The sequence below is a fragment of the Pseudomonas danubii genome (assembly GCF_042980055.1).
Lineage (GTDB): Bacteria > Pseudomonadota > Gammaproteobacteria > Pseudomonadales > Pseudomonadaceae > Aquipseudomonas > Aquipseudomonas danubii.
In genome coordinates, this window is record NZ_CP116502.1 from 5,205,271 (window position 1) to 5,225,555 (window position 20,285).

A 20,285-nucleotide genomic window follows, 5' to 3' on the forward strand; every position below is an offset into this window, starting at 1 on the left:
CGTCCCTGTCTTACTGCTGGGGCTGGACCACCACCGGGTCAAGCGGTTGATACGTCTGCAACAGGCTTTCGCGCTGCTGGCCCAGCACCCAGGCAAACCCCGAGTACATCACCAGCAGGCAAACCACGGTGAACAGCGCAACCATCCACCCCGGCACAATGCGCACCAGGCTGCGACGCTGATCGCCGAGCCCTTCCCAATGTGGCGACAGCTCACGAGGCACATCGCCACGCAGCTGGCGGATCTGCCGGTACAAGGCGTCGCGAATCCCCTCAAGCTCGAGCACGCCGCGGGGAATGACCCGGTACTTGCCCTCGAACCCCAACGACAGGCACAGGTACATCAGCTCCAGCATCGGCAGATGCTTGACCGGGTTCTTCGACAGCCGATCCAGCAGTTGGAAGAACTTTTCGCCGCCGAAGGTTTCGTTGTGAAAGCTGCTGAGCAGACTCATTTGTGACCACTGGCTTTCATTGCCCCAAGAGGTGCTCACCACCGCCTCGTCGACCACGGTGCACAACACATAGCGGGCGGCCATCACCTGGCTGCTCAGCGCACCGTCCTGCAGGGCTCGCGCGTCGAACTGCCTGAGGCCGGCACTCAGGCGCGTATTGAGTGCACGCAAGTCTTCAGCCGCCTCGCTGTGCTTGAGGCGAACCACTTCCGACAGCAGGTCGGACGCCGCCGCCACGAGCGGGTTGAGGCTGACGCTGAAGGATTGCGCAGGGCCCAGGCGTGCGGCATAGATCATCCGTTCCTCTAACTGCTCGAAACGCGGGGGATCGGCGAAGTCGGTCAGCGGGTTGCGCGCCGGGCCATGCCCAAGGCGGTCAAGCAAAACGGTTTTATCGTCCTGAGGGTGTTCCAGATCCTTGATCATGTCGTTCAGTTCCTGATGGCCCAGAATTTCAGTTCAAGCTCGGCGAACTCACCGGAGACGTGGAAGGCGAAACCGCCCGAACGCTCCAGTTGCGCCAAGTCCTCGGGACTGAGGTCGAGGATGAAATAGGTCTTGTTGGAGTGGAATGCGATCTGTCGCGGCGCCACCGGCAAGGGCCGGACCTTGATCCCCGGCAGATGCAGGTTGACCAGTTGCCGAATGCTTTCCACCGGCCCGACCTTGAGGTGCGACGGCAAGCGATGACGCAGTTCTTCGGAGTCGCAGTTGGCACTGGCCGCAAGCACGAACGAGGCCGACTCCAACAGCTTGTGATCATGCAGCGGAGACACCAGCACCCCGTACTGACGGGCCTGCAGCACCAGCTCGATGGCGTGCTGCTCAAGCACCATCGACAGCACCTGGCGAATGGCGTCCATCAGTTTGCGAAAGCTCGCCCCCTGGTCGCTGTGCTGATAGCGGCTGTCCAGCCGAGGGCGCTTGCTGTCACTGGCGAAAGTCGCCAGCTCCCCGAGCATGACCAGCAGCGAGCGATAGAGCTCCTCCGGATGGACATGTTCAAGATCCAGGTAATGGCGCAACAGCAGTTCGGTGCGGTTGATCAGTTGCAGCATCATGAAGTCGCCCACCTCGGCACCACCGACCTTGCCGTTGGAGCGAATCCGCTCGGCGATGGTGTCCCCCCGATGACTGAGCATGCTGATGATCTCTTTAAGGCACGAAAGCAGATAGGTGCTGGCATGGGTGTGCAGGAAGGTCGGCACGAAATCCGGATCGAGGCTGATCACGCCATCGGAGGTGGCATCCAGCACTTCACAGACTTTCAACTTCACATAGGCCTGCCCGCTCTGCTGCTCGCCCAGTAGCAGACGGAAGTCCGGACGGGCACAACTGAGCTGGCTGCTGGAATCATCACCGGCGTTGGAGTCGGCGATTTCCGCCTCGTAGACGATGTAGCGCGCCAGCACATCGGATTGCTCTGCGCGCCGCGCTTCGATGTGGTTGCCCGTGACCAGCGGCAAAGCCAGGTAGACCGGGGTGCTCCCCGTGTTGGGCGGTACATCCAGGGCCAGTGGCTCGGTATCGTCCCCCAGCTCGAACAGGCTACCGTCCGGCAAGATACCGGAGGCCCGGCTGATCACCAGCTTGCCCATGTTGAGAAACTGCAGATCGATCTCCAGCGCCAGAAATCCCCAACTGTAACAACCCAGCAGCTGGGTACGGGTTTTCATCTGGTAATCGTAGTAACGATCGTTGTGCTGGAAATGCTGAGGCCGCAGCAACATGCCTTCCTGCCAAATGATTTTATGCACGTTCATCAATTGTCATCCGCTTGGGTGGACACATCGTTGCTGTTGCGGATGCCGGACTGGTCGAGGATCAGGCCGACCTCGGTCACCTCCTGCGGGGTGAGCTGCACCACATAACGCCACTGGCTTTCCGGCAAATCACGATAAGCCGCAAGCACGCCGACGAAACGGCTCCCGTCCTCGACCCGCAACTTGAATTCGAGGCTTTCCCCCGGGCGCAACTCCAGCTCTTCACTGGCCACCAGATCCGGTGCCAGGGACTCCCTGGCGCGCTCGTAGAGACTGAAAAAGTCGGCGTTCTCGAACGCGACGGGATGCTTGAGTTCCATCAACCGCACCACGATCGGCGACGCACGCCCATTGAGATCGGGGTTGAGCCGGTCGCTGGCACTGAGCTTCAGGTTCAGCTTGGTCAGGGTCGAATACGGCGACATCGATGCGCAGCCGGTCAACAGCGCCAAGGCCATGAGCAGCGTCAGGGCCTTGAGTAATGGGTGGGTACGGCGAGACATGCAGGTCATCCTTGATCATCGAGGTGGAGGGTGGAGATCAGGCGGATCTGCTCTTCATAGGCCTGAGCAAAATCCCGCGCCAGCAGGCGCTCGTTCCAGTCGTCGTCCTGGCACAGCACCTGGTGATAGCGGCGGTACGCTCGCCAGCGGCTACCTGAAGTCGCCAGCAACGGTTGCTGGCCATCGCGCTCGAAACGTAGCGTCAGCTGTTGCGGCGAAAAGTGTTCGAGGGTGCTACGCACTGCGGCGCGGCTGGCGCTGAGCAGCGCCACCTGGTGCGCCTGCAGGTCGCGAAAAGCGCGGGAAATCGCCTGCTCGGCAGACAATTGCCCTGGCTTGTGGTCCAGCAGCAGGATGCCCAGTAGCGCTTCGCAATCCACGGCGAACTTGAGCGGGTTCTGACTGTTGCCCTGGGCCGTGGTGAGGGCCAGGCGCAGCTCGTTTTTCAGCTCGCTACGGGTTCGCAAGCTCTGCTGCAAGCCCCCCATGCTCTGCTTGAACAGCCCCGCGACATTGACTGCCAAGGCCTCGCGCTGATCGTTATCGAGCGCCTGCAGATCCACCCCCAGGACCGCGCCAAAACGCGCCCAGAAAGCCTCACTTTGGCAGGCCGGCGCCTTGGGCTCGGGTAGCGCCTGCGGCTCGGGGTGGGCCACCAGTTCCGGGACCAACAGGCATTCCCTATCGATGCGGGCATAGTCAGCTCGCTGCCCAGGCTCCTGGTGTGGCACATCAAGCGCGCTCAGCTCGTCAAGCTCTACCCCACTGTGTTCCTGCTGGTCCAATGCGTTGAGCGGGTCGAGGTCAATGAATGCGTTATCCGGAATGATGCTGCCGGCCCCTTGTGGACGACCGGCCTCAACGGCGAAGGCCTCCGGGGCTTGCACCAGGCGTGCACGGATCTCGAAATCCCCCAGCAGGTAGACACTGCCCTGCTCGATACGCTGGGCTTGGCCCTTGCGCAGACGCGCGCCACTGCCACGGTCCTGAATACCGTTGCTGCTGGTATCGGTGAGGAAAAACTGGCCATCGCGATAGCTGACCAGCGCATGATGGTTGGACAGATGACGGTTGCTATCCGGAATCTGCCACTCGCAATCCTCTGCCCGGCCGATGGTGCCACCCGCCCGCCTGAAAGTTTTGCTGCTCAAGTCCGCCGGCACGAATTGCTTGGCATTGAGCACTTCAAAAACCAGTTCCATGATGCTGCTCCTTGCGCTCACTTGCCGCGATTGACCGCCTGCGGATCACCCAGCGGGCGATAGGTGTCATCGTTGAATTTGTAATTGCCGCTGCAGGCGCCGAGGCCGACCACAACAACCAGGGTCAAGAGGACGGCTTGCCAGTGACGAACAGACATCAGAAGGTCTCCATAGGTAGACAGTGCACAAAACGCCCTCCCTTGCAGGCGCGCCCAGAAGTACGAAAAACCAGCCAAGGCTGCATGCCTCGCTAGACCACAAAGTCGTCAAGATTGATGTTCAGGCGCCCCAGGCGGTACAGCAGCGTGCGACGGGGCAATCCCAGCTCCCGGGCCGCCAGGGTCTGATTGCCGTCGTTCTTGCGCAGGCAATCGAGCAACAGGTGGCGTTCGACTTTTTCCAACTGCTCGCGCAGGTTCAGACCCGGCTCTTCGGGCATGACTTCAACGTTCAGGGAGAAATGCTCGGCCATCAGTTCACCGTCTTCACAGAGCAGCACTGCACGCTCCACCAGCCCCTTGAGCTCGCGCACGTTGCCTGGAAAGGCGTAACCGGACAGATGATTGAGGGCCGTCGGCGACCAGCTCACCGGGTCCTTTTGCAGGAAGGCACAGGCCTTGTCGGCGAAATGCCGGGCCAGGTCGAGAATGTCGCCTTCACGCTGTCGCAAAGCCGGCAACTCGATCGGGAACTGAGCCAGGCGGTAATACAGGTCCTCACGGAACTTGCCTTCGCCCACCAGCGCCGCCAGATCGCGGTGGGTGGCGGCGATGATCCGCACGTCGATGGTGTGCGTGTCGTTGGAGCCCAACGGGCGGATCTCGCCGTCCTGCAGGACCCGAAGCAATTTGGCTTGCAGGGACAGCGGCATGTCGCCGATTTCGTCCAGCAACAAAGTGCCGCCATTGGCTGCATCAAACAGTCCAGGGCGATCGCGGTCAGCGCCCGTGAACGCCCCCTTGCGATAACCGAACAACTCGCTTTCCAGCAGGTTTTCCGGAAACGCCGCGCAGTTCTGCACCACAAATGCCTGGGAACGACGCGGGCCGTAATCATGAATGGCACGCGCCACCACTTCCTTGCCGGTACCGGTTTCGCCACGCAGCAACACGGTGTAAGGGCTGTGCAGGACCTTGCTGATCAACTGATAGGCCTGGCGCATCGCCGGACTGGTGCCGATCAGGCCATAACCACTGGTGATGACCTCGGGGGGCAGAAGCGGCGCAGGCTCGCCCGCGGGCAGACGCAAACGCTGGAGCAACGCCCATTGTCCAAGGACAAACGCCCCCAGTTGGCCCAACGACTGGGCAAAGGCTTGCAGGTCTTGCTGTTGCGGGCTGGCACACAACAGCAAGCCTTCGACAGCCTTGCGCGCGTTGACCAGCGGTACGCATAACAGTGACTGCCACGCAGCGCTGTGCACGGGCAGGAAGCTGGTGTCGTGGAGGCTGTGGTTCAGACCCACCAGGCTCACCACCCGGTTCTGGCACAGGGCAAACTGCAGCAGTTGCTCACCGCTGTAATCGCTCGGCAGGTTGATCACTTCCCGCGGTTGTAAAAGGCCGCCGAGGCATTCGGCGCGCAGTTGCAGGCAGCTATGGGTGGCATCGAGCAGATACAGCTGACTCAGTTCACAGCCACTGAGCTGTGCTGCGCCTCGCACAAAGTCTTCAAGCAGCACAGCGCCTTGCGCCGCCCGGGACAAAGCGGAAAATTGCGCCAGCAGTGCCTCTGCATAGGCCAGCGGCTGCGGCACCCGAGTGAACATGACGCCCACCTCAGGTGAACTCGCAGGCCACGCCACCGCTGCTATCGAGCGTTGCGTACACACGTTTGAGGTTCTCGCCGGTGGCCATGGCCGCCAGCAGGCGGTCGGCCACCAACGGCAGGACGTGCAGGTCGAGCAAGTAGTCGATCAGGCGTGCACCGCTTTCGCTCTGAGTACAGCGTTCGGCCAAGTGATCGACCAACGCCTGGCAGTGGCTGAACTCCAGCTGCCGAGCGTTCAGCCGCTCACCCAGTCGCGCCAGCTTGATTTCGATCAGTTCACGCAGCACCGGGCCACTCACCGGGTAGTAAGGCACCACGCGCATACGTGCCAGCAGCGCCGGTTTGAAATGCTTGCTCAATATCGGACGGATCGTCTGCTCCAGGGTGTCGACACTCGGGCGCTCGCCGTTCTCGCATAGCGCGCTGATCCGCTCGCTGCCCAGGTTCGAGGTCATCAGTATCAGCGTGTTGCGAAAATCGATCTCACGCCCTTCGCCATCGTTGGCTACGCCCTTGTCGAAGATCTGATAGAACAGGTTGAGCACATCCGGATCGGCTTTCTCGACTTCATCGAGCAGCACCACGGAGTAGGGTTTTTGCCGCACCGCTTCGGTGAGCATGCCGCCTTCGCCATAGCCGACATAACCCGGCGGAGCGCCAATCAAGCGTGAAACGGTGTGTTTCTCCTGGAACTCGGACATGTTGATGGTGGTGATGAAACGCTCACCGCCATACAGCAGGTCTGCCAGGGCCAGGGCGGTTTCGGTCTTGCCCACACCGCTGGGGCCCACCAGGAGAAATACGCCGACTGGTGCGTCTGGTTTATTCAGGCCTGCGGCCACGGCACGCATCGAACGATCCAGAACCTGTACCGCCTGGTCCTGACCGCGAATACGGGCACTCAGGTCAGTGGCGAAACTCGCCACCTTGGCGTTGTGCTCACGGGCCAGTTGCGCCAGCGGTACGCCGGTCCAGGCGCTGATGACTTCAGCCACCAGGCGTGGACACACCTCGAAACTGACCAGGCGCTCCCGGGTTTGTGCCTCACTCAGGGCGCGATGGGTGTCGTTGAGCGCCGACTCCAGCTCCACCACGCCAGGCCCGGCTTGTACATCAGTCTCCCGGCCGGCATCCGGCGAGCCTTCGCTGTCTTGTGTCGAGCGCAGGGGGCTGGCGTCGCGGGCCCTGGCCAATTGCACACGTAACTGCAGCAGGCGCTCGGCCAATGTGCGTTGCTCATGCCAGAGTGTTTCCAGGGCCTGCTGTTGCTCCGCGGCATCGGCCAGCCGCGCTTCCAGGCTGTCCAGGACCTCCTGGTCGATCTTCAGTCCGGCTTCGGCATCGCGCCGCAGAGCCTGGCACTGACGCCGTCCCTCAGCACACTCGCCACGCAGACGCTCCAGACGCTCAGGCGCCGCTGCAAGGCTGATGCGAACCCGGGCACAGGCGGTGTCGAGGACATCGACGGCCTTGTCCGGCAACTGGCGCCCGGCGAGGTAGCGGGCCGAGAGCTCGGCGGCGGCCACCACTGCGTCATCACGCAGGTAGATACCGTGGCTCTTCTCATAGACCTGGGCCAGGCCTCGCAGAATAGTCACCGCCTCGGCAACGGTGGGTTCGTGCAATTGCACGGGTTGGAAACGCCGGGCCAGGGCCGGATCTTTCTCGAAGTATTTTTTGTATTCGCTCCAGGTGGTGGCCGCAATGGTACGCAGCTCACCACGGGCCAGGGCCGGCTTGAGCAGGTTGGCCGCATCGGAGCCTCCGGCATTAGCACCCGCGCCGATCAGTGTATGAGCCTCATCAATGAACAGGATGATCGGTTTGGGCGAGGCTTTGACCTCGTCAATCACCCCTTTGAGGCGCCGCTCGAATTCACCTTTGACGCTGGCGCCCGCTTGCAGCAGCCCCATGTCCAGCGAGAGCAGCTCAATGTCCTTGAGCACGGGCGGTACTTCTCCGGCGGCGATGCGCGAGGCCAGGCCTTCGACGACCGCGGTTTTCCCGACACCGGCCTCACCGACCACAATCGGGTTGTTCTTGCGGCGACGGGCGAGGATGTCGACCATCTGCCGGATCGCATCGTCGCGGCACAGCACCGGGTCGAGTTGGCCGTCTCGCGCCTGTTGGGTGAGGTTATGAGTGAAACGCTGCAACAGCGACTCCCCCACTGCCGCCGGCCCGCCGCCGGAGGTTCGGTCCTCTTGTGACAGGGCAAAATCCTTCAAGCGCTCAATGTTCAGTTTCGCCAGCAACGGCTGGTAGCGACTGCCGGCATAACGCATCGGGTTGCGCAGCAAGGCCAGAATCAAGGCCGCCTGCTCGACCTGGCTTTGACCCAGTTCAAGATTGGCCACCAGTAATGCGTCCTGCAGCCACTGCACCAATTCCGGAGCGAACACCGGGCTGCGCGAGCCGCCATCGCCGACTTGCGATTGCAGTGCCTCAATCAACTCGCCGGCCTCGACTTGCGCGTCCTGCAAAGCCCGGGCAAGCAGACCCTGGGGACGCTCCAGCAAACCCAGCAGCAGGTCTTCGACCAGCACCTTGTTGCCGCCACGGGCGACGCAGCGCTCAGCGGAACGCTCCAGGTCGCGGCGGGTTTCAGCGTCCAGTGCCTGGATAAGTTGTTGCAGGTCTAGGTTGATCATGGGTCATCTGTCCTTAATGAATTTTGCTGCCCAAGGTCACCACGCCGTCGGCCTTTTCATGACCGAGCCAACTGGTCCACCCCAGACGACAGGTGTTCTGTTCACCGATGCACAGTTCGCGGATTTCCTCCTGGCGCAGCACCAGGCGAATGTCGTAGTCCAGCGGATCGCGCAGGGTGAACCGCACCAGCGCGCACAAGGGCTGGTAACCGAATCCGATCGGCAGGAATTCGTGGAAGCGTTGCCAGTCGAGCTGGCTGATATGAATGCGGAACTTGCCGCTGCGGTCGCGCACCCGCTCACCCAGTACCAGGTCCTCAGCGAGCAGGCTGTTGGCCTGCCCCAGGCAATTGCGCTGCTCGTCGAGAATCTCTACCCGGCGCTCGATGCACTGCTCGATCACCAGGTCTGCGTGCTTGAAGTAGTAGCGCAGCACCGCCTCGATCAGCGCCGCCGAATGGGCGCGCAAGCTGAGCAATCCCAGGTATGGCAGCAAGCGTTTCCAGTTCAGTTCCTTGGCCTTGCGGATCTCTTCGCCACCCAGGCCGATCAAGGCAAATAACTGAGCTGAAAACGGGTCCAGGGCACCACTCTTGAAGCTGGCGCGGTAGCGGTATTTACTCCAGATCGGCAGCATCAGGCGTTGCAGGCGGTGATGGAACAGATCGAGGAAGTTGCGTGTCGGGTTGCCCTCCTCGCCATCGCCCAGGGCCTGCTCGCCATAGAAGGCCGGCAAGGGCGAGCCCGCGCCGAACAACCCGATCAGGTTGAAACGCAAACGTGCACGCATCTGGCCGCGCTCTTCAAAAAACTCCACGCGATCAACATCGCTGCCAGGGAAACCCAGGCTCGGATTGGCCTGGAACTCCAACTGATCGTAGAGTTCCTCTTCACTCAGGTACGGATGGGCATCACGCAAGCGATCGACGACCAACAGTACGGCCTGAAACAGCGAATACTCTCGTATTACCGTGCTCAGTCTGCTTAAAGCAGGGGCTGCAGCCCCATGCGTGGAGCCCATTTGTACACCTCTCCCTGTGTACTTTTTACCCGCAGCTCATGGTAGGAATTGAGACTGGCGTAAAGAGCAAAAAACTCGTTAAGAACCGACGCGAAAACGAACAGGTCGCCTTCACCGATATAGCCTTGGGGATCGATACTCAGCTCGGTGCGCAATCCACGCAGCGGCAAGCCTCGGTGCAGGCGGTCGACGTGCTCGTGACGTATCGACTTGAGCCCGCCCAGTAAACGCTTGCTGACCTTCTCCAGATGCTGGTCGTAGTAGCGTGGCAAATCGTAGGTTTCGAGGATCACCTTCAACGCATCGACGTTGGCCAGCGACAGATAGTTGAGCGACATGTTGCTGATGAGCTTCCACAGAAAATCGCGGTTCAGCGGCGGCGCGTAGCTCGACGTGACCGGTGTGATATTGCGGAAGCTGAGAAACTCCGGGGTTTCCTCGCACAACTGGTTGATGTCGCCGAGCTTGAGCCGACGCGGCAGGTTCTGGTTGGTGCACATCAGCTCGATCGACAGGGTTTCCTGAGCATCGGTGTGACGGATACCGAAGCTCAGGTAGGTATCGAGGCCGTCGTGCAGCAACGATGAGCGCTGGCGAATGCTGTAGTGCGGACGGCTGTGGGGCACGTCGAAACTCGGATCATGCTCGAACGACTCGAAGGGTACATACGCCTGATAACCCAGGCCGCCCGGCTTCCAGCCGGTGACGCTCTCAATGGAAAATACACCGCAATGTTCCAGTTCGTACTTGGCAGGCAGCAGCAGGTACTCGTCCTGCTTGCCGTCCAGACGAATCGGCAAGGCATCGTGCTTGAACAGGTTGACGATAGGCGTGCAGTAGAGCTTCACGTTGTCCAGTGTCGGACGCAGACGTTGCACCCCACTGTTGCGAATATCGAAGCGCAACTCCAAACCGTGCATGCGCTGAAGGATGTCTTGCGCCAACCTCTGCAGCAGATCCAGACCACTGAGATCGACAAACAGGAACTTATCCTGGAGCGCAAAATACTCCTGCAAATAGCGATACCCGCGGAAGGTATTCAGCGGGTACGGGATCAAGGCCTCTTCTTCAGCAAAGCCCACAGGCTGTACACGATTGCCCGGTATCTTGAAGGACATCCCAACGCCGTTGACTCCGGCCAGCGGCTCGCCGTCCACCCCCAACGGCACCAGCTCGATGCCCTCAAGGTTGCGCAGCAGGCTGAGGTAAAGCATCTGACTGATGTAGCGCTCACCGGCCAGGTGCAGGCGCAGACGCTCCAGGTTCAGTTCACCAATATGACCGTCGCAACTCATTTCCAGACGCAGGCTCAACAGTGCACCGTCACCCTTGACCGAGTAACTCAATGCCGTCAGGTCCAGAGGCAGCACGTCGGTCGGATAGCAGGTGCGAAATCGGCAGCAGACATCATCGATGGGCTTGCTCTCTACCGGCGTATCTCGCGGTATGCGCTGGGCGGGTCCGGACTGCTGCAGGGGATCGAACTGCAAGATGCTGAACGCCGGCAATGGCCGCATGTAGTTCGGCCACAGCAGGTGCATCAGCGAGTGGCTCAGCTCGGGCAGTTCGTCGTCGAGCTTCTGGCGCAGACGTCCCGTCAGAAACGCAAACCCTTCGAGCAGGCGCTCCACATCCGGGTCTCGTCCGGCCTCCCCCAGAAAAGGTGCCAAGGCCGGACTGCGCTCGGCGAAACGACGGCCCAGCTGGCGCAGCGCGGTAAGCTCACTTTGGTAGTAGTGGTTAAAGGACATGGGCTCAGTGCCTGGTAGTAAGAGTCATGGATCACTGCGGTGGAACGCGTTGCCAGTAGCCGCGCCGCGTTACCCCACTCTCCAAAGATCCTTGCCGTGTTCGCGACGCGTACCGGATAGCCAACAAAGGTCGTGGCCTGGGCAGCCAACAACCCGGCTGGTGCAGACTGCGTGGTTTGCTGTCATCGTCGTCTCCTTAACTGACCTTGACTTGCCCGCTGCCATCCAGGCAGGCGGAAAAACTGACCTGACGCTTGATCCCTTCCACCTCAAGCAAACCTTCAATGCTGAACGCCAGCTTGAGCGGGTCATGATCACGCGGCAGAGAAACGACACGCACCTGACTGAGCCGCGGCTCGTAGGCTTCGATGAAGTGCTCGATGGCCAAGCGGGCCTGGCTCAGGGCATCGTGCAAGCTCAAGCGCATGTCGTTGAGATCGGGCAACCCGTAGTCGGAAAGCGTTTGCACGCTCCCCGCACGGGTGCTGAGCATCTTGCCCAGATGGGCAGCCACCGATGCCATCGCGCCGACCTCGCGGCTCCAGCCGACACGCTGGTCGGCCTCTGCGCTCAGGCGTTCAAACAGGCTGCCGTATCCGCTCATGACCTGGCTCCCGGTTACTCTTTATCCAGTTTGCCAACCAGAGAAAGCGTGAAGTCGGCCCCCATGTACTTGAAGTGCGGGCGCACGTTCAGGCTCACGCGATACCAGCCCGGCTCGCCTTCCACATCGCTGACGATGATCTGCGCAGCGCGCAGCGGACGACGGCCACGGACTTCGGCACTGGGGTTTTCCTGGTCAGCCACGTACTGACGGATCCATTTATTGAGCTCCAGCTCAAGATCGGTACGCTCCTTCCATGAGCCGAGCTGTTCACGCTGCAGCACCTTCAGGTAGTGAGCCAGGCGGTTGACGATCATCATGTAGGGCAGTTGGGTGCCAAGCTTGTAGTTCAGCTCCGCCGTCTTGCCTTCAGCGCTGATGCCAAAGAACTTCGGCTTCTGTACCGAGTTGGCAGAGAAGAACGCGGCGTTGTCACTGCCCTTGCGCATGGTCAGGGAGATGAAGCCCTCCTCGGCCAGTTCATACTCACGACGATCTGAAACCAGCACTTCAGTCGGGATCTTGGTTTCGATTTCACCCATGCTTTCGAAATGGTGCAGCGGCAAGTCTTCCACCGCGCCACCGCTCTGCGGACCGATGATGTTCGGGCACCAGCGGAACTTGGCGAAGCTGTCGGTCAACTTGGTGCCGAACGCATATGCGGTGTTGCCCCACAGGTAGTGCTCGTGGTTGTTGGCAACGGTTTCCTTGTAGACGAAGGACTTGACCGGGTTTTCTTCCGGATCATAGGGATTGCGCAGCAGGAACCGCGGCAAGGTCAGGGCAATGTAGCGAGAGTCTTCCGATTGCCGGAAGCTCTGCCACTTGGCAAATTGCGGGCCTTCGAAATGATCCTTCAGATCCTTCAGGTCCGGCAGGCCGGTGAAGCTTTCCAGGCCAAAGAAGTTCGGGCCTGCGGCGGCAATGAACGGCGCATGTGACATGCAGGCAACGCTGGAGACGTACTGCATCAACTTCACGTCGGGAGAACTGGGCGACATGAAGTAGTTGGCGATGATCGCGCCGACTGGCTGGCCACCAAACTGACCGTACTCCGCGGTGTAGATGTGTTTGTAAAGGCCGGCCTGCATCACTTCCGGCGAATCTTCGAAGTCGTCCAGCAGGTCCTGCTTGGAGACGTTGAGGATTTCTATCTTGATGTTTTCACGGAAATTGGTGCGCTCCACCAGTAACTGCAGCCCCCGCCAGGCAGACTCCAGCGACTGAAAGTCTTCGTGGTGGAGAATCTCATCCATCTGCTGGCTGAGCTTGGCATCGATCTCGGCGATCATGCGATCGACCATGGCCTTCTTGACCGGCTCGCCGCTGTTCTGCGGTTTGAGCAGCTCCTCGATGAAGGCTGACACTCCGCGCTTGGCGATATCGTAGGCTTCGTCGTTCGGAGTCAGACGGGTTTCGGCGATGATGCCGTCGAGAATGCTGTACTCGCTGCTCTCGTTACTTTGGTGTTGCGCGGCACGGGTAGTCATGTGTTGTGGCTTCCTTGTCTGATGGGTCAGGCGTCTGGGGCGGCGGCGTTCAGGCCAAGCTCACCGAGCACGCGAACGCGGGATTCGTCGTCGGCGAGAACGCCTTCGATGGCTTTGCGAAACGCAGGGGCATTACCCAGAGGCCCCTTGAGTGCCACCAAGGCATCGCGCAGCTCCATCAGCTTTTTCAACTCGGGCACCTGCTCTACCAAGCTGGCCGGGTTGAAGTCCTTCATCGAGCTGACCCGCAGACTGACCGCCAGCTCATCAGCGTCACTGTCCTCCTGAAGACGGTTAGGCACGCTGAGCGTCAGACTCAGATCCTGCTTGGCCAAGACTTCGTCGAAGGTCATTTTGTCGATACTGATCGGCTTGCGATCTTCCACCTTGCGTTCATCCGGACGCTGGGTGTAATCGCCGATCGCCAGCAGTTTCAGCGGTAGCTCAATCTCCTCCTGAGCTCCGCCGGTCGCGGGTTTGAAGGTGACGTTGATGCGTTCCTTAGGGGCTACAGAGCCTTCTTTGGCCATGGTCCTTTCCTTGCGATTGTCGGCCCGTGGGCCTATTCGAGTACCACCTCGAGGTCGAGATGGCACAGCCTGCGATAAATCTCTTCCTTGCGTTCTCGCACTGCGTGGTTCTGCGGCAACAACTCACAGCAGCTATGCAGGAGGTGCAGCACTTCCAACGCAAGATCCGGCTCCCAGGCGTGCAAGCCTGAGTTCTGCAATTCTTGATCAAGGGTTTCCAGCTGGGTCTTGGCCAGCTCGTACTTCTTGGCGATGAAACACAGCCGCGCCAGGCTGAAATGCCAGAAGAACCTCACGCGACCGCCACGCGCACTCTGCAGGCCTGGCTTGAGTACTTGTACCGCCGCCTTGAGGCCATCCTTGCGCAGGATCGGCAAGACCTCTTCCAGGGCCTCCTCCCAAATTGGCTGGCTGGAACTGGCGTCGACCTGACGCGGTGCACTGGTGGCGGATAGGTGAGGCATGACATGGGCGCTGATCCAGCTTCGAGTGGCCGGATCGGCGAAGGGAGTGCCGTCGTGAAAGCGCAACTCCACCACTCCCGGTAGACGCTGCAGCAAGAGCGCAAAGTGAAATTCGACTTCACGCATGGCCTGATCGGCGTTCAACGCTTGCAAGCACTCCCAGACCATGCGCTGCCCGTCGAACCAAAAGGGTGCCCTGGACAGGCTGGCTTCGAGCTCCAGCAACAAATCAGCGAACTGACCACCGGCAAAGCGTTCCTGGTAAGCCTTGAGTTTGTCCCCAGGCAGCCCTCGCAATGCCGTGACCTGTTCAGCGTTACGCTCCGGGACACTATCGATAGGCAACCACAGCATGGTGCGGTTCAGGCGCAGGGAGCGCACGTCGGTAGCCTTCTGCTTGAGCCACCAGGCGCACAGAGGTCGGGCATGCTCCTGCAGCGCACGCAGGATCCTCTGAGCATCCTTTTCGTTATCGATCGACGAGGCCGATGAGAAGAGCTGGGTCGCTGCCTGCTTGACCTGTGCTACCACCGTGCCGACGGCGCCGGGCTCTGGCTGATGCTCGACGGCACGCTGGATCATGCTCGACAGCCGCCGACAGATGGGCAGCAACAAAGGAGCGTCATCGCCAAGATGCTGGGTCAGTACTGCATCAAGCTTTTCCAGATTCAGCACCAATCGACGAAACAGCGGTAACTGTTCCTTGATCGCGATGTTTTCGCTTAACGCCTGCTCCAGTCGAGGCACCAGCCAACTGATGGCGGCACCACGGGTACGCAGTTTATTGGGGTGGACCTCGACCCAATGCTGTTCACACAGGTACTGCAAGAGGCTGGAACCCGCCAGCAATCCTGCGAAGGACTCGCGCTGATACAGCGCCCAAGTGAGCCAGGCGGCCACCCGCAGATCCTTGGACTGCACACGTAGCAGGTTTTCACTGTTTTCAAGAACTTTCAGCCAGTCGATCTGACCGCTTTCATGCATGGACTGGGCTTTGGCCAACTCGTTTTCAAGGGCTTCGTATTCACTCGAAAAGCGAACATCCGCGCCCGCAAAACTCTCTTTGGAAATAGAGACTTTGGCGATCTCAAGATAATGAGCAGACAGTTTATTTGAGTAGTTCATCCATGACCTGTTTAAAGCTTTGCCGCAGAACAAATGGCTAGTGCTTTAAAAATATACCCCCTAACCCATAAGTATTAATTTAAGAAAAATCCTAAACTTACGAGAATAATTCCCTTAAAGTTTCAATTTTTCCTACAAGCGCACTCCGCGCCAGGACCTTTGTTACCGGCCTTTTCGCTCATGCAGTGCCGTCACGATGCATTGCCACAGATATATACCTCCATTAACCATGCTGTATCAAAAAGTAAAATCGAGGCGAGACAACCTTATTCAGCTAACGGCGCACCGAGAGAAAAATATAATTAGTTCATGTTTATCAATAACATAAGAAAATTACTTAGAAACCAAAACACAACCTCCTTTCAAGGTCGCGTCCAACAAGAGGAACACTCGGCTCAAGGTGTAACTCCCTGAAATAGCGGTACAACAGCTTCCAAAAAAAATGGAAATTGCTTATGAGAGTGCTGGCTTTGCGTTGTTGTAGCACCGGACATTGGCTATGTTTTTGCTTACCCAAGATGGTCCTGATGTGTTGTTTGGTCATGGCGTTTGAATGCAGGGCGGAGCCCTAGGCCTAAACATCACCGTTCTTAATTGAGGGCAACTTTTAGGCTCAGAAGTTTCAACTGACTTTACAGATCGGTCTCATATTAGCGTTTGCTCACGCTTTGCCAGATTGAGCGCCATCTTGCATCCGAGCCAGGCAAGGTGCGGGTCTGGCCTCTCTAAAGCTTAAGGATGAGTCTATGTTCGCGTCAGTCGACACTGCACATTTTGTGCTGTCCATCCCTGCCGTTCGCCACGACTTCAAGGGGCTGGTCTTCAAGGGTTGCGAAGCCATCTGCGAGCTGTATGCGATCCGTATCGAGCTGATTTCGGACAACCCTAGGCTTTGTACGAAACCCCTTGATACTCGGTGATGCTGCGTTGAAAACGGTCTCGTGCGCGAGTCCGATCGGAATGCTCATTTACACCCAGTAAAGTCGAACGCGACCCCGGCCGTTCCTCGGCCACTTTCGCCTTGCCTGACCTTCGTTCGGACAGAGCCTAATGTCGAGCTGAAAAGCCTACTCAACCAACCGGCGTTCTTGTAGTTCGGCCTGGACGGTGAAGGCATCCACAGCCTGATCAACAATCATCGAAATCGGCGACTGCGGTAAATGCATGACCCGCTATGCCAGCGAGAAACTTGGCCATGAGGCAATCTGATCAGCCGCGCATCGAAAACGCCCTCGGCCTTCCCAGCCAGACCTACAACTTCCATACCAACCAGATCGGCACACCGCAGGAAATGACCGATGTCGGAGGACTCGAGGTGTCGCGCGTACTACAAAGCATGAGGAGAACGTTATCGCAGAATCGGATGGAGCAGAATCTGTGTTTTCAGGGGGGATCACGTTTGGGAAAGAGGACTGAACTACAGAACCTTCAGTAAGACTGATCCCGCGGTGGGGCGATTTCCCACGCAAGGTCCGATTGAGTTGATGGGCGGGGATAACCTAAATCGGTATGCGCCGACAACAAACCGTATTCAGCACTTGACCAGATTTGAGCGTTTGAAACGTACTCAATTCTGGACTTAAACGCACTGGATAATGCTGGATTTGAGTGAAAACCACAGAAACGAAAAAAGGACCCGTAGGTCCTTTTTTCGATCGTAGTAGAAATCGACTGAATTCTACAACGCTATATTTGGAGCGGGAAACGAGACTCGAACTCGCGACCCCGACCTTGGCAAGGTCGTGCTCTACCAACTGAGCTATTCCCGCATCGTCTTGGTGTTGCGCATTCTATAGAAATCCGAATGCGCGTCAAGCCCTTGATTCAAAAATACTTATTTTTTCTCGTTGTCGATTTTCAGATGCGGCCAGGCGGCCCGCAGATACTGCAGCATCGACCACAAGGTTAGCCCCGCCGCTACCAGCAGCAAGGCATAGCCCACCAGGACCCAGAAGCTGAAGTCCGAAGGGTTGGCCAGGAGGATCACCAGCGCCAGCATCTGCGCTGCTGTTTTCCATTTGCCCATATTGGACACTGCCACCTGGGCCCGGGCGCCAAGTTCGGCCATCCATTCGCGCAGTGCCGAAACAACAATCTCGCGACCGATGATCACGGCTGCCGGCAAGGTCAGCCACAGGTTGCCGTGCTCTTGCACCAGCAGCACCAGGGCCACCGCCACCATCAGCTTGTCGGCTACAGGGTCGAGGAACGCGCCAAACGGCGTGCTCTGCTGCAGGCGTCGCGCCAGGTAGCCATCCAACCAGTCAGTGGCAGCCGCGAAGGCAAAGACTGAACTGGCCGCCATGTAGCTCCAGCTATAGGGCAAATAGAACAGCAATATGAAAATCGGGATGAGCAGGACGCGTAGAACGGTGATCAGATTAGGGATATTCATCGGCACAACTGGCTACGAGGTGATTGGGCATTCTACTCGCTGTGCAGGTTTGCATAAATCAACTCTGCGAGCTTTTTACTGATTCCCGGTGCTTTGGCTATCTCGTCGATGCTGGCACGAGACAGTTCTTGCAATCCACCAAAATGTTTAAGAAGGTCCCGCCGACGCTTCGGGCCAACGCCCGCCACCCCTTCCAGGGTCGAGGTACGCCGGGTCTTGCCACGTCGGGCACGGTGACCGGTGATCGCGAAGCGGTGGGCCTCATCGCGGATTTGCTGAATCAGGTGTAACGCCGGTGAGTCGCCTTTGAGGGTGAACTCGTGGGCGGCGTCATTCAGGTACAAGGTCTCGAAACCCGCCTTGCGGGTCGCCCCCTTGGCTACGCCGAGGAGGATCAGGTCCGGTACCGCCAGTTCATTGAGCACGTCGCGAGCCATGGACAACTGCCCCTTGCCGCCATCCACCAGAAGGATATCCGGCAGCTTGCCTTCGCCTTCCTTGAGCTTGCTGAAGCGCCGGGTAAGAGCCTGATGCATGGCCGCATAGTCGTCGCCGGCAGTGACACCTTCAATGTTGTAACGGCGGTAATCGGATTTCAGCGGCCCTTCCGGACCGAACACCACGCAGGAAGCCACAGTCGCCTCGCCGCTGGAGTGGCTGATGTCGTAGCACTCCAGGCGCTGCGGTGGCTCGTCCAGGTTCAGAACTTCAGCCAGGGCTTCAAAGCGCGCGGCTACGTGCTGGCGGTTGGCCAAGCGTGCACTCAGAGCCTGTTCGGCATTGGTCACCGCCAGTTGCTGCCAGCGGGCACGGGTGCCACGGACCCGGTGACTGATGGTCAGCTCGCGGCCCCGCAGTTCGTAAATGGCGGCGACCAGCGTCGGGAAGTCTTCGTGCACCACGTTGACGATCAACTCCGCAGGCAGATCGCGCTCAGGACTGCTGACAAAATACTGACCCAGAAAGGCCGACATGACTTGCGCCACGTCTTCCTCGATGCCCACCTGGGGAAAGAAGTTCTTGCTACCCAGCACCCGACCGCCACGCACGCTGATCAGGTGCACGCAGGCGCCACCCGGGTTGACGAAGGCCGCGACCACATCCACATCACCGGTGCCACCTTCCATGCTTTGCTGGTCCTGGACTCGGCGCAGCAGGGAAATCTGGTCCCGCAACTCGGCGGCCTTTTCAAAATCCAGAGTGCCGGCGGCCGCCTCCATCGCACTGGAAAGTTCGTCGGTCAAGGCATTGCTACGACCTTCCAGGAACATGACCGAGTGGCGCACGTCTTCGGCATAGATCTCGGGTTCCACCAGACCGACGCAAGGCGCCTTGCAGCGTTTGATCTGGTACTGCAGGCAGGGCCGCGTGCGGTTTTTGTAATAGCTGTCCTCGCACTGGCGGACCATGAAGGTCTTCTGCAACAGGCTGAGGCTTTCACGAATGGCACCGGCACTGGGGTATGGTCCAAAGTACTTGCCCTTGTGCTTCTTCGCCCCGCGATGAATGCTGAAACGCGGAAAATCGCCATCCGAAAGAAACACATAGGGATAGGACTTATCGTCGCGCAAGAGAATGTTGTAGGGCGGCCGCCACTCCTTGATCAGCGTCTGCTCCAGCAGCAGCGCTTCGGTCTCGTTGGCGGTAATGGTGGTTTCGATCTGCGCGATACGCGCCACCAGGGCTGCGGTCTTCGGTGCCTGGCCGGTCTTGCGAAAATAGCTGGACAGCCGGTTTTTCAGATTCTTGGCTTTGCCCACGTAAAGCAGGCGTGCATCGCTGTCGAACATGCGATACACGCCGGGACGGCCACTGCAGGTAGAAAGAAAAGCACTGGGATCAAACAGGTCAGTCATTTCAGAGGCTGGCATCAACCATGCCATGACGAACCGCCAGCAGCGTCAACTCGACATCACTACTGATCGACAGCTTCTCGAAAATACGATAGCGGTAGGTGTTCACGGTTTTCGGCGACAGACACAGCTTGTCGGAGATGATCTGCACCTTCTGGCAACCGACAATCATCAGCGCAATCTGAATTTCCCGCTCCGACAAGGCATCGAACGGGGAATCACTGGAAGGCTGGAACGATTTGAACACCAGTTGCTGAGCAATCTGCGGGCTGATGTAGCGCTGACCAGCAAAAACCAGGCGAATGGCCTGAACCATTTCATTGAGGCCCGCGCCCTTGGTCAGGTAGCCCGCCGCACCGGCCTGCAGCAACCGCGTCGGAAAAGGATCTTCCTCGCAGACAGTCACCGCCACGACCTTGATATCCGGATGACTTCGCAGCAATTTGCGCGTGGCCTCAAGGCCGCCGATCCCGGGCATCTTTACGTCCATCAGGACCACGTCGGGCTTCAACTCCCGAGCCTTGAGCAGGGATTCTTCCCCTGACTCCGCCTGCCCGACTACTTGCAGGCCATCGATGTCAGCCAACATTCGTGTAATGCCCGTACGAACGAGATCATGGTCATCGACTACTAGCACCCTAATCAAGCAGACACCTCGCGATTTGGTCTTTATAGGTTGCCGGATACCTTAGCAAAAAGCGACGTACAA

16 protein-coding genes and 1 tRNA gene are annotated in these 20,285 nt (G+C 59.1%); all 17 read right to left on the minus strand.

The genetic code is table 11. The annotated features are described in order from the left end of the window. Positions 1–10 precede the first annotated feature (10 nt). Positions 11–880, minus strand: a complete 870-nt coding sequence (gene icmH, locus PFZ56_RS23495; RefSeq protein WP_102881486.1) for a type IVB secretion system protein IcmH/DotU — start codon at positions 878–880, stop codon at positions 11–13. A 5-nt stretch (positions 881–885) separates the two neighbouring features. Beyond that, entirely contained in the window at positions 886–2,217 is a 1,332-nt protein-coding gene (tssK, locus tag PFZ56_RS23500) for a type VI secretion system baseplate subunit TssK (protein WP_170004031.1), read from the minus strand. Next, on the minus strand, positions 2,217–2,720 hold the full coding sequence (tssJ, locus tag PFZ56_RS23505; RefSeq protein ID WP_102864955.1) for a type VI secretion system lipoprotein TssJ: 504 nt from the start codon (positions 2,718–2,720) through the stop codon (positions 2,217–2,219). The genes tssK and tssJ overlap by 1 nt, the downstream gene beginning before the upstream one ends. Before the next feature lie 5 nt (positions 2,721–2,725). Further along, entirely contained in the window at positions 2,726–3,922 is a 1,197-nt protein-coding gene (gene tagH / locus PFZ56_RS23510; protein WP_170004029.1) for a type VI secretion system-associated FHA domain protein TagH, read from the minus strand. Positions 3,923–3,939: 17 nt separating this feature from the next. Further along, the gene (locus PFZ56_RS23515; protein ID WP_102864953.1) at positions 3,940–4,080 is read right to left on the minus strand and encodes a type VI secretion protein; all 141 of its coding nucleotides are present in this window, start codon (positions 4,078–4,080) and stop codon (positions 3,940–3,942) included. A gap of 92 nt (positions 4,081–4,172) precedes the next feature. Next, on the minus strand, positions 4,173–5,690 hold the full coding sequence (locus PFZ56_RS23520; RefSeq protein WP_110596735.1) for a sigma-54-dependent Fis family transcriptional regulator: 1,518 nt from the start codon (positions 5,688–5,690) through the stop codon (positions 4,173–4,175). Positions 5,691–5,700: 10 nt separating this feature from the next. Next, positions 5,701–8,343 carry a type VI secretion system ATPase TssH gene (tssH, locus tag PFZ56_RS23525; RefSeq protein ID WP_394304473.1) on the minus strand — a complete coding sequence of 881 codons (2,643 nt, stop codon included), beginning with the start codon at positions 8,341–8,343 and terminating at the stop codon, positions 5,701–5,703. Between the two features lie 13 nt (positions 8,344–8,356). Then, positions 8,357–9,364 carry a type VI secretion system baseplate subunit TssG gene (tssG, locus tag PFZ56_RS23530; protein ID WP_102881490.1) on the minus strand — a complete coding sequence of 336 codons (1,008 nt, stop codon included), beginning with the start codon at positions 9,362–9,364 and terminating at the stop codon, positions 8,357–8,359. Next, the gene (tssF, locus tag PFZ56_RS23535) at positions 9,328–11,115 is read right to left on the minus strand and encodes a type VI secretion system baseplate subunit TssF (protein ID WP_110653589.1); all 1,788 of its coding nucleotides are present in this window, start codon (positions 11,113–11,115) and stop codon (positions 9,328–9,330) included. Before tssF ends, tssG begins: the two co-directional genes overlap by 37 nt. A 196-nt stretch (positions 11,116–11,311) precedes the next feature. After that, positions 11,312–11,719, minus strand: coding sequence for a type VI secretion system baseplate subunit TssE (gene tssE, locus PFZ56_RS23540; RefSeq protein WP_102881492.1), 408 nt, complete (start codon positions 11,717–11,719; stop codon positions 11,312–11,314). Between the two features lie 14 nt (positions 11,720–11,733). Then, positions 11,734–13,209 carry a type VI secretion system contractile sheath large subunit gene (gene tssC / locus PFZ56_RS23545; RefSeq protein ID WP_102864949.1) on the minus strand — a complete coding sequence of 492 codons (1,476 nt, stop codon included), beginning with the start codon at positions 13,207–13,209 and terminating at the stop codon, positions 11,734–11,736. 26 nt (positions 13,210–13,235) lie between these two features. Beyond that, positions 13,236–13,739 carry a type VI secretion system contractile sheath small subunit gene (gene tssB / locus PFZ56_RS23550; RefSeq protein WP_102864948.1) on the minus strand — a complete coding sequence of 168 codons (504 nt, stop codon included), beginning with the start codon at positions 13,737–13,739 and terminating at the stop codon, positions 13,236–13,238. Positions 13,740–13,771: 32 nt separating this feature from the next. Then, positions 13,772–15,328 carry a type VI secretion system protein TssA gene (gene tssA / locus PFZ56_RS23555; RefSeq protein WP_170004025.1) on the minus strand — a complete coding sequence of 519 codons (1,557 nt, stop codon included), beginning with the start codon at positions 15,326–15,328 and terminating at the stop codon, positions 13,772–13,774. 1,693 nt (positions 15,329–17,021) lie between these two features. Next, positions 17,022–17,097 (minus strand) — tRNA-Gly (locus PFZ56_RS23560). Between the two features lie 65 nt (positions 17,098–17,162). After that, positions 17,163–17,723, minus strand: a complete 561-nt coding sequence (pgsA, locus tag PFZ56_RS23565; protein WP_060839891.1) for a CDP-diacylglycerol--glycerol-3-phosphate 3-phosphatidyltransferase — start codon at positions 17,721–17,723, stop codon at positions 17,163–17,165. Positions 17,724–17,755: 32 nt separating this feature from the next. After that, positions 17,756–19,579 carry an excinuclease ABC subunit UvrC gene (gene uvrC / locus PFZ56_RS23570; RefSeq protein ID WP_102864946.1) on the minus strand — a complete coding sequence of 608 codons (1,824 nt, stop codon included), beginning with the start codon at positions 19,577–19,579 and terminating at the stop codon, positions 17,756–17,758. 1 nt (position 19,580) lies between these two features. Beyond that, the gene (gene uvrY, locus PFZ56_RS23575; protein ID WP_011061841.1) at positions 19,581–20,222 is read right to left on the minus strand and encodes a UvrY/SirA/GacA family response regulator transcription factor; all 642 of its coding nucleotides are present in this window, start codon (positions 20,220–20,222) and stop codon (positions 19,581–19,583) included. Positions 20,223–20,285 lie beyond the last annotated feature (63 nt).

Excerpts from the sequence above, each read along its gene's own strand:
- icmH (WP_102881486.1), bottom strand. The coding sequence starts at position 880 with ATGATCAAGGATCTGGAACACCCTCAGGACGATAAAACCGTTTTGCTT.
- tssK (WP_170004031.1), bottom strand. The coding sequence starts at position 2,217 with ATGAACGTGCATAAAATCATTTGGCAGGAAGGCATGTTGCTGCGGCCT.
- tssJ (WP_102864955.1), bottom strand. The coding sequence starts at position 2,720 with ATGTCTCGCCGTACCCACCCATTACTCAAGGCCCTGACGCTGCTCATG.
- tagH (WP_170004029.1), bottom strand. The coding sequence starts at position 3,922 with ATGGAACTGGTTTTTGAAGTGCTCAATGCCAAGCAATTCGTGCCGGCG.
- PFZ56_RS23515 (WP_102864953.1), bottom strand. The coding sequence starts at position 4,080 with ATGTCTGTTCGTCACTGGCAAGCCGTCCTCTTGACCCTGGTTGTTGTG.
- PFZ56_RS23520 (WP_110596735.1), bottom strand. The coding sequence starts at position 5,690 with ATGTTCACTCGGGTGCCGCAGCCGCTGGCCTATGCAGAGGCACTGCTG.
- tssH (WP_394304473.1), bottom strand. The coding sequence starts at position 8,343 with ATGATCAACCTAGACCTGCAACAACTTATCCAGGCACTGGACGCTGAA.
- tssG (WP_102881490.1), bottom strand. The coding sequence starts at position 9,364 with ATGGGCTCCACGCATGGGGCTGCAGCCCCTGCTTTAAGCAGACTGAGC.
- tssF (WP_110653589.1), bottom strand. The coding sequence starts at position 11,115 with ATGTCCTTTAACCACTACTACCAAAGTGAGCTTACCGCGCTGCGCCAG.
- tssE (WP_102881492.1), bottom strand. The coding sequence starts at position 11,719 with ATGAGCGGATACGGCAGCCTGTTTGAACGCCTGAGCGCAGAGGCCGAC.
- tssC (WP_102864949.1), bottom strand. The coding sequence starts at position 13,209 with ATGACTACCCGTGCCGCGCAACACCAAAGTAACGAGAGCAGCGAGTAC.
- tssB (WP_102864948.1), bottom strand. The coding sequence starts at position 13,739 with ATGGCCAAAGAAGGCTCTGTAGCCCCTAAGGAACGCATCAACGTCACC.
- tssA (WP_170004025.1), bottom strand. The coding sequence starts at position 15,328 with ATGAACTACTCAAATAAACTGTCTGCTCATTATCTTGAGATCGCCAAA.
- pgsA (WP_060839891.1), bottom strand. The coding sequence starts at position 17,723 with ATGAATATCCCTAATCTGATCACCGTTCTACGCGTCCTGCTCATCCCG.
- uvrC (WP_102864946.1), bottom strand. The coding sequence starts at position 19,579 with ATGACTGACCTGTTTGATCCCAGTGCTTTTCTTTCTACCTGCAGTGGC.